Raw genomic sequence first — 13,937 nt, 5'->3', positions numbered from 1 at the left:
ATACTATAGCTTACAGCTGAACGAATGTCCTTGGAAACGAGTTTTTACGGGGTATTACTGAAAGAGAGACGATTTTCGTGCTTTTGGTACCTAAAGTACCTCATAAGTATATAAGGTACTTAAACCTAGATTCAGGTTATTTTGCTTCTAGATAACGTCGTTCAACCTCAGTCCAGTTGATTACGTTATAAAATGCAGCAATATATTCAGGACGACGGTTTTGATATTTAAGATAATACGCGTGCTCCCAAACATCTAATCCTAGAATTGGTGTTTGGTTATTCATCAAAGGGCTGTCTTGATTTAACGAGCTTGTTACTTTCAACTCGCCTTCAGCATCAACCACTAGCCAAGCCCAGCCACTTCCGAAACGACTAACTGCCGCTGCGGTAAACTGCTCTTTAAAAGCGTCAAAGCTGCCAAAAGTATTAGTAATTGCTTTTGCAAGCTCACCGTCATGTAGATTACCACCGTCAGACGACATGATAGTCCAAAACAGACTGTGATTGTGGTGGCCACCTACGTGATCTCTAACCGCGCCTTTAAGACTATCTGGTAGTGACTCAATATTTGCAAGTAGCTCTTCGACACCGCGATCTGCAAACTCAGTTCCCTCTAGCGCAGCATTTGCCTTACTAACATATGTTTGGTGGTGAAGAGTATGGTGGATCTCCATTGTTCTAGTATCAATATGTGGCTCTAGAGCATCATAAGCGTACGGTAGTTGTGGCAATGTAAAAGCCATGGTCTTTCCTCATTTACTTTAATGGACGATATGTGGACGGGTAAATCCCCCCTCCATCGCGGCGTTGACTTTCTCTATCAGCTCAGGAAGATGGGGGTGGCATGAAGCAAAATTAATCAACTCCTGCCTCGTTTTGTGTAAGTGGTGACAAGCAATCTCCACAATTTCAATAGATGCGTTTTCGACCAAGTTAAGAATAACCAAATGCACTTCTATTAACTGCCTACAAGCACGCTCAGGGTTAGACAAAGCAAGAAAACAATCAGCCAAATTGTGCGCAGCAACCACCAAAGCAGGACAGCAATGTTCAATTGCTGTTAGCTGTTCATCGCAAGGTTTGCTTTTTACAAATTGCTCTAATAAATGACCTGCTAAATTTAATGCACTTTGATACTTGTCACGGGCTGAATCAAACTTACCACTCTGAAATGCATGATTACCTGTTTTTATTGCGTATTGCCATGGTGCTAGGGCGTACTCTAAAGGAGTATCCACTGAAGTTTCCGGTTGTTCTACTAGGGCCATTACGCTCCCCTTAGATTGCTTTACACCTGACAACTATAAACAAAACAAACACCTTAATGCAAATTGTTTTTATTTGCATTATTGTAATTATTACTATGGATTACATATGAAATCCCAATCTTGAATTGCTCAGTAGAACATAGAGAACAAAATTCAAGCAGTGCTAAAAGCATAAAAGACAACGATAATGAGAATAAGAATCAATTGTTAAACCACTGATTTTAAAGGATTTTTATTGACAATCTTTTTCCTAAAGATAGAATACCTTCTAAAGTCAGAGTTTGAGGAACCTCCTATGAAAGGTAAACAAAAAATCATTGATGCATTTAATGCGCTGCTGGCAAATGAACTTGCTGCAATCGATCAGTATTTCATCCACTCTCGCATGTATGAAGACATGGGTTTAACAAAGCTATATGAGCGTCTCAACCATGAAATGGAAGAAGAAACGACCCATGCAGATTGGCTTATTAAACGCATTTTATTCCTAGAAGGCGTGCCGAATATGACCAAACGTCGTGACCTGCTGATCGGTCAAGATGTGAAATCAATGATGGAAAATGACCTGACATTAGAGCTTGAAGTTGTTGCATGCGTAAAAGACGCAATCAAAGCCTGTGAAGAAGAGCAGGACTACCAATCTCGTGCAGTATTAGAAAAGTTATTGTTCGATACAGAAGAAGATCACGTTTATTGGTTAGAGCAACAAATTGGTCTTATTGAAAAGATTGGTATTCAAAACTATCTACAATCGCAACTAGCATAGGATTAGAAGCATATGAAAGGTAATAGAGAAGTTATCGTAGCCTTGAATAAGGTACTTGCTAACGAGCTCGTTGGGATAAACCAGTATTTTTTGCATGCTCGCATGTTCAAGGATTTTGGTTTTATGAAACTAGATAAAGCAGATTACAAAGTGTCTATTCAAAAAATGAAGAACGCGGACAGGCTTATCGAGCGCATTTTATTTTTAGAAGGGCTGCCAAATTTACAAGATCTAGGTCGTTTAAACATAGGTGAAAACGTAGCTGAAATGATTGCCGCAAATATGACATTCGAGCAAACATCATTGCAAGATCTACAAAACGCAATTGCTTTATGCGAGCAAAAACAAGATTACATTAGCCGTGAGGCGCTTGATAACATCCAAAACGAGCAAGAAGAACAAATTGACTGGCTAGAAACTCAGCAGCAGTTGCTCAAAACCATGGGTCAAGAAAACTATCTTCAATCACAGATGTGATTTCATCCATTAAAAAAGGGCGTTTATAAGACGCCCTTTTTTACAAACCTTGATTAGCTATGCAACTTGTTCAGTCACATCAACGATGTCGATTAGCTTTTCGTTTAATATTTTTTTGGTGCAGTTACAGCATTTACCGCATTGAGTGCCTACACCCAGCTCTTTACTTAGATCTCTCATAGATCTTGCACCGTCATCTATCGTCTGCGCTATTTTTTTATCTGTTATTCCATGGCAGATACAAATATACATGAATGAAAACCAATCTCAATTACATCAACTGAGAGTAGTTTAATCTAAACAAAAATAGTTATCAACTAACTTACACATAAAAATGCGAATAGTTACTAATAACATTGATAGATAAAGAATTTTATTTTTTAGGTACTCGCTCCCATTCACCTTATAAATGACTTTACCTACTTTGTTTTTCCATTCTGTTGCGCAAAGTGCAACTCATGCCATCGTGTTAAACGTTCAAACAACTCTGCGGACTCTATGGGTTTTGCAATAAAGTCGTCCATTCCTGCTTGGAGACATTTAGCACGATCTTCACTAAAGGCATTGGCGGTGATCGCCATTATATATGGTCGCCCATATTCTTCCGGGTGGCGCCTAATCGACCTAGTGCATTCAAACCCATCCATATTAGGCATCTGACAATCCATTAGAACGATATCATATTGCTGTGTCTTCAGCGCATCTAGCGCCTGTAATCCATCATTAGCTTTACTTATTTCTCCACCTGTTTTAGCTAATATCTGCATTGCTACAATTTGATTTATTGGGTTATCTTCTACCAGAAGTAGCTTACAGTGCTGCAAGTTTGGAATACCAACACGCGCTTGGGGCACCACAACTCGACCGCCAACCTTCGCAGGGATTTTAACCACGAACTCGCTGCCAACATGCTCTTGAGACGTGAATGTAAGCTCCCCTTCCATCAAAGATACCAACCTCTTACAAATTGTGAGACCTAAACCTGTACCGCCGAATTTTCGTGTTGTTGATAAATCGGCTTGAGTAAATTCATCAAATAAGTCCTTTTGCGCGAGCTCTGATATACCCACTCCGGTATCTTTTATTACGAACTTTAGTTGCTCATTTTGATAATAGATATCAAATTGTATTTCTCCCCGTTCTGTGAACTTTCCTGCATTGCTCAACAAGTTATTTATAACTTGTCCTACCCTTAGATCATCTAACTCCAGCACTTCAGGGACATCGTCTGCAAGATTAAATGTAAAATTCACCGCTGGCTTTTGGATCGACTTTTCAAACGCCCTCGACAGTGATATCACGAATTTCTTAACATCCGTGTCTTGAACTGAAAGTTGCAAGGCGCCAGCTTCGATTTTAGAGTAATCCAAAATATCATTCAAAATCAGCAACAGTTTATGGGCTGATTGATAAATAATATCTAGTTGCTCCTTGGTTTTAATGTCTGGTTCAGCCTGAATAAGCGCTTCAGACATCCCTATGATACCGTTCAACGGTGTTCGAATTTCATGACTCATATTTGCCAAAAACTGACTTTTAGCGGAGCTTGCTCTGTTGGCACTTTCAAGTGCACCTATCAGCTCTTCCGTTTTTTGCCGAACTTCTAACTCTAAGGTTTTATTGAAGTCTTGTAGTTTTCGATTGAGTTGTTCATTTTCATCATTTGCAGTATTTAGCTTGGTGAAACTCATTGATAATTTGAATGCCAATTGAGAAAACTGCTGTTGTAGAATGATCACTTCCAAACAACTGCCTTCCGTGGTGTTGTTCACTTCTGACATTTTTTTGCTCGGATCAAAAGAGTTAATGCTATGACTCAGGTCGACAATTGGCTTAGTGAACACTCTTGTCATTCTATTAACCAAGAAGCTACTAATTGCAATGATAAACAGTGCCAATATAAAAGACTGGATCCAAGCGGAGGCTACGGCCAAATTGACATGTTTACGTTCAATTAAACTGATAACACGCCACTGAAATATATCTGACTGTACACTCTGTTTGTAATAAACATCACGGTTATTACTAATATAAATTTGATCGGTTGACTCTGTGAGCTCTTTCAACTGCAGATCGGCAACATTATCCAAAATATTAAAATCGGACTTGAGAGAGCTATAAACAATGTTGTTCTCATGATCTAAAATCAACAAATGCCCTTTTTGAGCCAATACTTTTGGAATAAATTGCTCAAACGATTCGAAAAATAGGGAGCTCTCCACAATGCCTTTAAACTCACCGTCATCGTATAGAGGGGCCGAAATAGCCACAACAGGGTCATTTCCAAACCCTCTTCCTTGAAAAATACCCGACACGTAACCGTTAGGATAATATGGCGCTTGAATGAAGTATTCGCGATCAGCCACGGAGGGAACTTCACCAATTAAACTCACTTTGAGAGCTTTTGGGTAATAATGCGTAACCAACGCCCCCTGATCTGCCACTATTGACGTGCGGAAGTTTGGGTAAGTTTCGACAAGGCGTTTAATTACCTGTTGCTTTTTCACACCTGATTGAATGTCTTGGGCTGCGACCATAATAGCCCTTCGATAGCTTTGCAGAAAGTCATCTATTTGCTTGAGAGCGCTATTTGATGCATCTTGTAATTGTGCCGTTACCTCGTATTCAATGCGCTTGTAATGACTATTTGTTAATACAATAGTTGTGATCAATACAACCAGAATAATCAACTGGCTAATCATGTAATTCAGTATTTGATAAAGTGACTTTGCTTGCCACACCCGCTTGAACAAAAACAGAGAAATCAAATCAACAATTGCTAAGTATACCGCTGCATTAATCATATACTTAGCTAATGCAGTAAAGATAACCAGCAAAGTTAAGCCAAGTACAAATTTTCCAACGATAAACAAAATGGGAACGCCGAACAACACCCAAAACCCGAGCCCTCTTATGAATAGAGGTTTGTTGGCCCGAATACAGAACAATTGCAGCCAGAGGATCTCAAACAAAAATACCAGTGAAGCCCAACAATGACCCCAGCGGTAAAGTAAAAACAGCGCACCAACACCAACCGCGATAATCGCATATCGCCAGCCTAACGCGAGCAGACATAAAATCACAAACAGCTGCCCAAACAAGAATTCAGAACTGTCCAAGAACCAAATAGGGAGTAAGTTCGCTATCCCGCCAACCACGCCTAAAAAAAGTGCAATAATTACTTTGGGTAATTTAACGAATTGATTTAGCAACACCAGCTCCTCTTTATATTCTATTAAAAAATAAAGGAAAGCTGGTAATTTGCCAAGTTTAATGGTGGGGACAATCGTGACTTTCTATTTGTAGAACACACTTTTCGACGGAAAAAAGCTGTTTTAGTCGCGCTTCGACTTGGAAACGACAGGCATCATCATGCATTTCAATTGTACAATGGTGCTTTAGCACAATGTGCGCGCCAACAATCAAGATATTATCCGAATTTGACACAGTGACATTGTGAACACTTTCAACATGCTCTGTTGCGATTATTGCTTGCTCAACGCCTTCCACATCAGGCAAAGAAAGCCCTTTATCAAGTAAGCCTGATAAACACGTTTTAATGACCTTAAAACCGGTAAACAAAACAAAGCTTGAAATCAGCATACTTGACAGTACATCAATGATATTCCAGCCCGTTAAGTGGATCAGGACACCTGCAATGAACGTTGAAATCGTTGATAGAAGATCAAAAAACGAATGCAGAAATACCGCATAAACATTAATGCTATCTTTTCGTCCTTTATACAACACCCAGGCCGCAACGCCGTGAAACAAAAAGCCAACTCCAGCAATGGTTGACATCACAAATGTATTCACTTCATGAGTATGCCCCTGAGAGTGCAGTTCAATCCGCTCGGTGGCTTCTAGTAAAATAACAATTGCGATAGAAACGTATAAAACACCATTGATCAATCCACCTGTATATTCGGCTTTCTTATAACCTTCATTAAAGCTATTCGCTAATTTGACTGCAATAGTTGAAGCGATTAGAGCGATGAGCAAAGAGCTATTGTGAACAAATAAATGCCCTGCGTCGGCTAGTACAGCTAAAGAATTGGCAAAGTAAGCGCCAATAACCTGTATAACCATAAACGTGCACGTTAATGCAAGCGCAATGAGTAAGCGCTTCCGAGAAGCCTCATGAGTTGTAAGATCGGTCATTCGAAACTTGAGAAACCTTTGTAACTATAAATTAGAGGGTGCCTTGTGATAAAGGACGGTGATTGTAACCTTATTTCATTTCAGACGCATCAAAAATAACAATATTTAGCAAATAAATAGAATCTTTTGCCCACGCCTTAGGAACTCTTAACTCGCAATTTGATGAGATGCCTCTAGTGCATGACTTTGCGAGTACAATCGCTGCTCGAAGTAGCGTAACTGCTCATAGCTAAAAATAAACTGTGTGTACCGCATGACTTCAAACGCTACTTGTTCAATTTCAAAGCAGTTGACGGGCTTGCCTGGATAAAATTGGCATCCGTTATTAAATGTGACAAGGTATTTGACGCCACTTTTCGCTCCAACACACTCGGCAAGCTTACTCGCTCGTATTTTCACGGCATTTAATGGGTTTAAAAAATACTGAGCGCCGCCTTCGCGTGTTACATGCCACATTTCACTATCCAAGTTTGCTTCAATCTCTCCAGTATAAGGACACGAGACAAAAACGAATAACCCAAAAGGAGACAATGCAACGCCATCAATATCAAGCTCTTCAAGCAGCGGGCTCATACTGCGATGCACAACAATATACTTTTTGTTGTCCAATTTGCTGGTCAATGCATGATATGCTGCTTTAAAACTTCTTTTATTATCGTTTACTGTACTGTTACTGCGACTCATACGCTTGACAAGTTCTATGAAGAGATAGCCACACAGTACAATGCCCAACCAAAAACCAAATCGAGAAAAGTGGCCATCGCTTTTATTTAGGGCAATGTCGGTATTGAATTGAAAAGACGTATCATCTCGCTCAGGCGAGACACTAGAAGCAGTCGTTGTTTCTTTAGATGTCTCAATGCTTATACGCTCTAGCTCAGAACGCCTATTGCGTTCCTTGGCTTCTTTTTGTTCATCAAGGCGGCTTTCGAATGCTTGTCTTTGTTTTGCAACCATTTCTGCACACTTTACTGCGCTTTGAAAGTTTTGCTCTCCATGGTGGCAGATTGCAGGTTTTTGGAAAAAAGCTTGCCACTGAGCGTAAATTTCAGGGTCACTATAGTGCGCATGGCCAAAAACACTTTGCCGTTCACGTGCTTCAACTGGGGGCTTTCTTGCCACCGTTGGAGATTCGCAATAGTGCTCTATTCGTTCAATCAAGCGTGTTATACGAGCTTGATCCGATCGCTTCATCTCAGTGTTTTGCTGCAAAAAGACCAATTCGGCCGCGTACCTATCACATTGATACACGTCGAGCTGCACTGATTCAGCCGAGCTTGTGCCCACAAAAAGGAGTAAAAACAAAATCCATCTGTTCATTGTACATTACCTATAACCTTATTAATCTGCTGGCTAGGTACACCACTGCGTTACCGTCGATTGGCCAACATATTTAATGCCCACTCTTCTAGTAGCCCATCACTACTTAGCGTTACTAGCTTTTCTTTGCTTGGCGCATACATATCAACTATGGTTGCACCTGAATTCACCGTATTAATTTGCCAAGTACCTAGCTCATTGCCACTTTTGGTATCCCATATAGTCAACTGAGATTTAGATGAAGACGTAGCCAACAATCTACTTTGCTCAATAAACAGCGCTTTTCTAAACACTTTGAAACGCGCCATATATTTAAGCTCACTTTTATCTGCACCATCTATAAGTGAAGCGATAACCTGGTTATCAAGCGCATCAGATACAAAAAACTCTGAAAAATCGTTTCTGACCGCCAAACTTGTCACTCTATGATTAAACTCTTTTGTGAATACAGGCTCTGGCGAGCCAAATCGCCATAACGCCAGCTTCCCATCTTGCGCCGCAGTTAGAAAAAGCTCCCCCTTGTCATCCCACTCAACGTGCATAACAGGTCTGCTATGCGGCGCAAACTGGTTGTTCACTTGAGTATGCAAATGCGCCATATTCACTGTACCGTCCGACATAGCGACAACAATCTTGTCCATCGCCGGAGATAACGCCACGGAAGAAATATATCCGTATCCACTGACTCCAGTAAAATTGACTTTAGTTACCAGTTTTTTGCTTGTTAATGACCAAAACCTGAGTTGATTATCACCGACAACTATTAACATATTGTTGTCTTTAGACAGTACAACCTCTCTAACCATATCTGGCATTTTATCTTGAGGCACAGTAAATTCTGGTGCCCGTGTATCACTATTCCATACAGAGAGAGAATTTGAACTATCTACAGTGACCAGCTTAGTGCCATCTTGTGAAAAATGACCTATCAGAATGCCCTTGTCGCCCAATTGATTAACCGTGCCATTGCTCAACGAGATATCGTCTTCACAGCCAGCTAAAATCAGCACGATAATAATTGGAAATAGTCTGTACAACATGATTCAAGATCTCTAAATTAAAGGGCAATAAATAAGCGATGCACATAGTATAGTCTTTTAACGTTTTGTACAGCGCATTATTACCTGTTATTGATGCAGCCCCACCTACTGCACCGTAAGTACGCAAAATAAGCAAAGTTTGCGCCATTAGCGGTTCATTTTTAATAAGGCGTTGATATCCCAATGTTCAACAATTCCGTCGCTATTCAAAGTAGTCAACATATTTTGCTTGTTTATATGCATATCCAATATTAACGCCGTTGTACTTGCCGCTTTCATGGCAAAAGCGCCAATTTCTTGCCCATTGCTGGCATGCCACAATGTCCACCAAAATTTACTAGAGCCCGTCGCTAGATACTGACCGTCAGGACTGATTGCTGCGGCCCGAAACCATCTGAAGCGCTCTTTATATTTTAACTTTGTTACTGCTAGCTCAGCGGCAAACGGATTTATCAAAATCTGATCATTTAATGCATCAGATATAAACAACACATTGTGCTGAAAATTATGCGCTAGGCTAGTTACCCTTTTTGACATGCGATACTGATAGGTCGATGCCAATGTATTGGCATCATGCAAACTAACCAACCCATCGTGACCGGCACTTATAATGAGCTGTCGATGTGAACCAAGTGCAAGAAAACTTATTCTTGCGTCATGATACTTAACTTGCTTAGTCAAACTATTTTCAAAATCCAGTAGGTTCAACGTACCATCAGTCATGCCAACCAATAACTTAAGAGGTTTTGCATAAAGCGCAATGTGTGAAATCTTCGCGAATTCAGAACTGCCAACCACGTTAAACTTGCCTAACTCTGCGCCGTTAATTAAATTCCACACCACAATGAACTTTTCAAAACTAACCGCAAGTAGCGTACTGTCTTGTGAAATTGCAAGGCCCGTAACCTTACTGCCACCGATTTCAAATTGGTGAAGAATACCGGTGCCATCAGCTTTGCTTACGGTTAGCACTCCCTGCGATACGAATGTTGCCAGCGTTGCGTCAGAGGAAAATACGCCAAACTCAATGGGTGTTTTACTCAGCCGATAAAACGCAGTCTGTGGGTTTTTAGCCACTTCCCCGCAACTGGTTATAGTCAACGCGAACAAGCAGCTCGTCAATAATTTAATCACGTATCTACACATTTGATGCTCTCCGAATACCGCACTCCTTTTTGCATTAACCTCGACAATTCACGTTTTGTTTGTTTTTTATTCTACACCCTTACTTTATCGGATAATAATCTTATTTATTTAGAAAATTAAACGACAACTCAACCTTAAAGTACTATAATATTCGCATAGTAGCGGGCGCAAAACACTTAGCAAAAGTATGGAATTTGCGTCGGTTAAGCGGAGTTATTCGTTCTTTTTAGTGACTTGTAGTTAGAGGTTGTAATGTGTAGCGCACCTAAAGCAAGAGCAGCGAAAGGAAAAGTCGTCGATTATCATGATTCGATGAATCAAAACTTAAGTCCGGAAAAACGTTCTGCATTTGCAAAAAAAGCCAATGCAGCTTATGAAAAGCGCCATCCAAATGAGGAGTTTAAAATGCCTTTTAAGGACCAAAAAAAACACAAAAAAACAAAATCTCTTGTACACAGGGTCGAAGTGATTCTACTCCTCATCGTCTTCGCAGCTATTGCAATTAGAGTTATATTTTTATCCGAGTAAAACGTTAGTCATTTCCGGCTTTCCTTCAGCATACTAAGAGCACCATTGCTCACCGACCCAAGCCACTAACAGTCAACTGTTAAAAATTGGCTCAACTGAGGTTTTTCTGTCCAATCCCATGTGAACAACGTCATGACCCCCTTGGGGTACAAAATTGCATAATTGTTTAAATTGCTGCTTGCACCACGGACACGTTATAGTATAACATATTTTCAAATTGTTATTTTATAACATCTCAAATGCAAGGTATCTTCGGAATTACACCTGCATATTTATTACTCTAATAATTGAAAGAAATATGAAACACGCATACAAATTACTCTCCGTTGCAGTTGCAACAGCATTACTAACGGCTTGTGGTGATACTAAAACTACCATTGTTGAACATGCACCAGTCGTTGAGCCTGTTAAAAAGGAAGATGGACATGACGAGCATGATCATGACCATGGTTCGGTGAGTGAAGCTGGTCGTCTATTGGTGACTTCTCCTGAGTCTAACTCAATCCACCTATTAGACATTGAACATAAAGAAGTTGCCGCAGAGCTGGCTTCAAGTAACTATGCGAGTAGAGTATATGCAACTGAGCACAGCCGTTATGCCGTACTTGTTCAATCTGACAACGGGCGAGTAGAGTTTGTTGATGGTGGCATTTGGCAAGAAGATCATGGCGATCATATGCACCCTTATCAAGAGGCGCCAAAATTAAGTGACGTTTCTTTTGACCATGTAAAACCAGCGCACGTTACAAATGGCGAGCATAACACAGCGATCTTCTTTGATGGCAACGGTGAAGATGCAATCAATGCTCAAGTGGCCGTTTTCTCTGAAGCTTACCTTGGTGGCGAAAAAGACAAACTAGCAGAGATCCACTATGACACCAACATGCACGGTGCAGCACAATCTCGTGGTGAATACACTTTAAGTACCATTCGCGACCCTGAAACGGCTTCTACATTACCTACTCAAATCGGGTTGTTCCATAAACATGGTGACCACTTTGACCAAGACAAAGTATTTGAACAGAGCTGTCCAGCCCTTCACGGAAGCGCTCAAAACCATGAGCACATTTCTTTTGCTTGTGGTGATGGTGTTGTGATCATCACAGAAGAAAACGGTGAATTCACAGCGAAGAAAATCGCAAATCCAGAAAGCTTTGCTGAAAAGCAACGTATCGGCGTGTTAAGAGGTCACGAAAATAGCCACCAATTCATCGGTATTGCCGGCACTGAACTGGTTGTAGTGGACGCTGAGCACGACGAAATTGAAAAAATTGAGTGGACCATAACAAAAGACCATAGCATTGCAGGTGGTGACTTTAACTATGATGGCTCTCACGCTGCTGTATTAGACTCAGCTGGTGTTCTAACCATCTTTGAACAACATGCCGAAGGTGATGAGCATCACTGGGAAGTCGCACACACTGTGAAAGTTCATGACCATGAACTAACTGCTTTGCCTGAAAATGTTACTTTTAGGCTCGCCTTCTCTGGTGCAGAAAACATCGTCTACGTTACAGACTCGGACGCAAAACACGTATTGGGTTATGACCTTGAAACCGCTGAAGTAAAGGTTGAAATTGAACTAGATTTCACACCAGACAGACTAGTTTGGTTAGGTATTGAAAAAGGAGGCGAACACGCACATTAATACTCCCGGGTATCACGTGTATGTCTCTTGATTGTGAGCCAAAGTGCCTTTTTTAAGGCACTTTTTTCATTTTTACTACCCCGGTTTACTCACTTTTGCCAAACAAAGTATAAAAGCGACTTGCCACACCATTTGTCCAACCAAACCCTTGCTGCACAATATACTCACCACCCTCGGCCTTTTTATTTGGCTCAATGACATTGTATTTCTCCAAAAGGCACTGGTTGACCTCAAAGCTAGATTCAAGTGTTTTTAACCATTTACTTGCGACCTCTTTAGCTTCTTGCGTAAAGCCATAGTTCAATAAACCTTTAACACCAAACCACTGTAAAGGGGCCCAGCCGTTAGGACTATCCCATTGCTGGGGGGTTGCTGCCAGTGTGGTTACAAGCCCACCCGCTTTACAAAAATCGGACATCATTTTTTGTGACACCTGATGTGCACGAGCACAATCTTCCACTAAGTTGAAAAACAACGCCGTTGCCCCTGCCATAGTTACAATATTGCGTTTGCAGTTGAGTTCAATGTCAAAATCGACATACCAATTGGCTTGTTCGTCCCACATATATTGATTGATCAAAGCTGCGCGTCGTTTTGCGGCCCTTTCCATTCTATGTGACTCTTTGCTGTTACTGGTAGCTTGGTAGCAGCGAGACAACTGGGTTTCCAAAAAATAAAGTAGCGCATTTAAATCAACTGGCGCTATATGCGTTGTTATAATGGTTTTTAAATTATCCGGTTCTTGCAGCCAGCGGCTACTAAAATCCCAGCCAGATTCGCATGCTGCACGAATGTTTCTGTAAAAATGCGCTTTCTCATCGTTAGTGAAATGTTCTGCATCTTCAATATCTTCTTTATAAGACTCAGGTCTAGGCGACGGGTCGTTATCCCAATATCGATTTAATATACCGCCACAGGGCATCATTACCACACGGTCAAAGTGTAAAAGATCAGAGCTAAGCTTGTCGCTGCCTTTCATCCAAAAGTCGTACTCTCTTTGCAATGATGATGTAACGCTTGTAAGCCAATTTTCATCATCTTTTTTTGTTTCCCAAAGCAAGTCGACCATCATTGCAGTAACTGGGGGTTGGGAACGCGTTGCATAATAGCTTCGATTTCCATTAGGCACATGTCCTAGCGACTCAATTAGACTACAAAAGTTCTCTAACATGTCTTCCACGAGCTTTCCACGACCTGAGTCCATCAAACCTAGCGCCGTAAAATAACTATCCCAATAATAAATCTCATTAAATCTACCGCCTGGGACAATGTATGGCTTAGGCAATGCTAATAAAGAGCTGGTGTTTTGCTCACTTCCTTGCCTTGCCAGCCGATCCCAAAGTCGTTCTATGTAATCAGGAACAGTTCTGACATCATTCAGCGCTTGTAATTCAGGGGCTTCTGCAAATTCGAAATGTGTTGCAACAAAGGTTTCTAAGTCGGCCGGTTGTGTTTTGTCATACTCGGCGCATGCTACTGGCCACGACTGTTTTGGAATAGCATCAGAAAAAACTTTGCTATCCGAGAACATCCCTGACAACTGAACATCCTTAAATAAGCGACTGTGCTCAAACTTCATTA

Annotated in this window: 13 protein-coding genes; 4 read left to right on the top strand and 9 right to left on the bottom strand. The window is 40.9% G+C overall.

Annotated features, from left to right (window positions below):
* Nucleotides 1-136: 136 nt before the first annotated feature.
* Entirely contained in the window at nucleotides 137-745 is a 609-nt protein-coding gene (locus tag J8M00_RS01390; protein ID WP_211008587.1) for a superoxide dismutase, read from the bottom strand.
* A gap of 18 nt (nucleotides 746-763) precedes the next feature.
* On the bottom strand, nucleotides 764-1,270 hold the full coding sequence (locus J8M00_RS01385) for a hypothetical protein (RefSeq protein WP_211008586.1): 507 nt from the start codon (nucleotides 1,268-1,270) through the stop codon (nucleotides 764-766).
* A 295-nt stretch (nucleotides 1,271-1,565) separates the two neighbouring features.
* On the opposite strand from J8M00_RS01385, the gene bfr (J8M00_RS01380) reads away from it, so the two are divergent.
* Together bfr (J8M00_RS01380) and bfr (J8M00_RS01375) are read left to right on the top strand one after the other, a co-directional pair.
* Complete coding sequence (gene bfr, locus J8M00_RS01380; RefSeq protein ID WP_036975144.1) at nucleotides 1,566-2,036, top strand: bacterioferritin; 471 nt, start codon at nucleotides 1,566-1,568, stop codon at nucleotides 2,034-2,036.
* Between the two features lie 12 nt (nucleotides 2,037-2,048).
* On the top strand, nucleotides 2,049-2,513 hold the full coding sequence (bfr, locus tag J8M00_RS01375) for a bacterioferritin (RefSeq protein ID WP_211008585.1): 465 nt from the start codon (nucleotides 2,049-2,051) through the stop codon (nucleotides 2,511-2,513).
* 57 nt (nucleotides 2,514-2,570) lie between these two features.
* On the opposite strand, the gene J8M00_RS01370 is transcribed toward bfr (J8M00_RS01375), so the two are convergent.
* From J8M00_RS01370 to J8M00_RS01345, 6 genes are all read right to left on the bottom strand, one after another.
* The gene (locus tag J8M00_RS01370) at nucleotides 2,571-2,765 is read right to left on the bottom strand and encodes a (2Fe-2S)-binding protein (protein ID WP_023397915.1); all 195 of its coding nucleotides are present in this window, start codon (nucleotides 2,763-2,765) and stop codon (nucleotides 2,571-2,573) included.
* A gap of 167 nt (nucleotides 2,766-2,932) precedes the next feature.
* Nucleotides 2,933-5,725 carry a response regulator gene (locus J8M00_RS01365; RefSeq protein WP_211008584.1) on the bottom strand — a complete coding sequence of 931 codons (2,793 nt, stop codon included), beginning with the start codon at nucleotides 5,723-5,725 and terminating at the stop codon, nucleotides 2,933-2,935.
* 58 nt (nucleotides 5,726-5,783) lie between these two features.
* On the bottom strand, nucleotides 5,784-6,674 hold the full coding sequence (locus J8M00_RS01360) for a cation diffusion facilitator family transporter (RefSeq protein ID WP_211008583.1): 891 nt from the start codon (nucleotides 6,672-6,674) through the stop codon (nucleotides 5,784-5,786).
* A 147-nt stretch (nucleotides 6,675-6,821) separates the two neighbouring features.
* A complete protein-coding gene (locus J8M00_RS01355; RefSeq protein ID WP_211008582.1) occupies nucleotides 6,822-7,994 on the bottom strand; it encodes an NERD domain-containing protein in 1,173 nt (390 codons plus the stop codon).
* A gap of 50 nt (nucleotides 7,995-8,044) precedes the next feature.
* Complete coding sequence (locus J8M00_RS01350) at nucleotides 8,045-9,034, bottom strand: WD40 repeat domain-containing protein (RefSeq protein ID WP_211008581.1); 990 nt, start codon at nucleotides 9,032-9,034, stop codon at nucleotides 8,045-8,047.
* Nucleotides 9,035-9,181: 147 nt separating this feature from the next.
* Entirely contained in the window at nucleotides 9,182-10,180 is a 999-nt protein-coding gene (locus J8M00_RS01345) for a WD40 repeat domain-containing protein (protein ID WP_211008580.1), read from the bottom strand.
* Nucleotides 10,181-10,432: 252 nt separating this feature from the next.
* Between J8M00_RS01345 and J8M00_RS01340 the strand changes: the two genes are divergently transcribed.
* Together J8M00_RS01340 and J8M00_RS01335 are read left to right on the top strand one after the other, a co-directional pair.
* Nucleotides 10,433-10,708, top strand: a complete 276-nt coding sequence (locus tag J8M00_RS01340) for a hypothetical protein (RefSeq protein ID WP_211008579.1) — start codon at nucleotides 10,433-10,435, stop codon at nucleotides 10,706-10,708.
* Nucleotides 10,709-11,006: 298 nt separating this feature from the next.
* A complete protein-coding gene (locus J8M00_RS01335; protein ID WP_211008578.1) occupies nucleotides 11,007-12,356 on the top strand; it encodes a hypothetical protein in 1,350 nt (449 codons plus the stop codon).
* Between the two features lie 85 nt (nucleotides 12,357-12,441).
* Here J8M00_RS01335 and J8M00_RS01330 read toward each other — a convergent pair whose 3' ends face one another.
* Complete coding sequence (locus J8M00_RS01330; RefSeq protein ID WP_211008577.1) at nucleotides 12,442-13,935, bottom strand: trehalase family glycosidase; 1,494 nt, start codon at nucleotides 13,933-13,935, stop codon at nucleotides 12,442-12,444.
* Between the last annotated feature and the right edge of the window lie 2 nt (nucleotides 13,936-13,937).

It is taken from the genome of Pseudoalteromonas luteoviolacea, from assembly GCF_018100925.1.
GTDB lineage: Bacteria > Pseudomonadota > Gammaproteobacteria > Enterobacterales > Alteromonadaceae > Pseudoalteromonas > Pseudoalteromonas obscura.
This window is presented reverse-complemented; position numbering and strand designations above follow the sequence as displayed.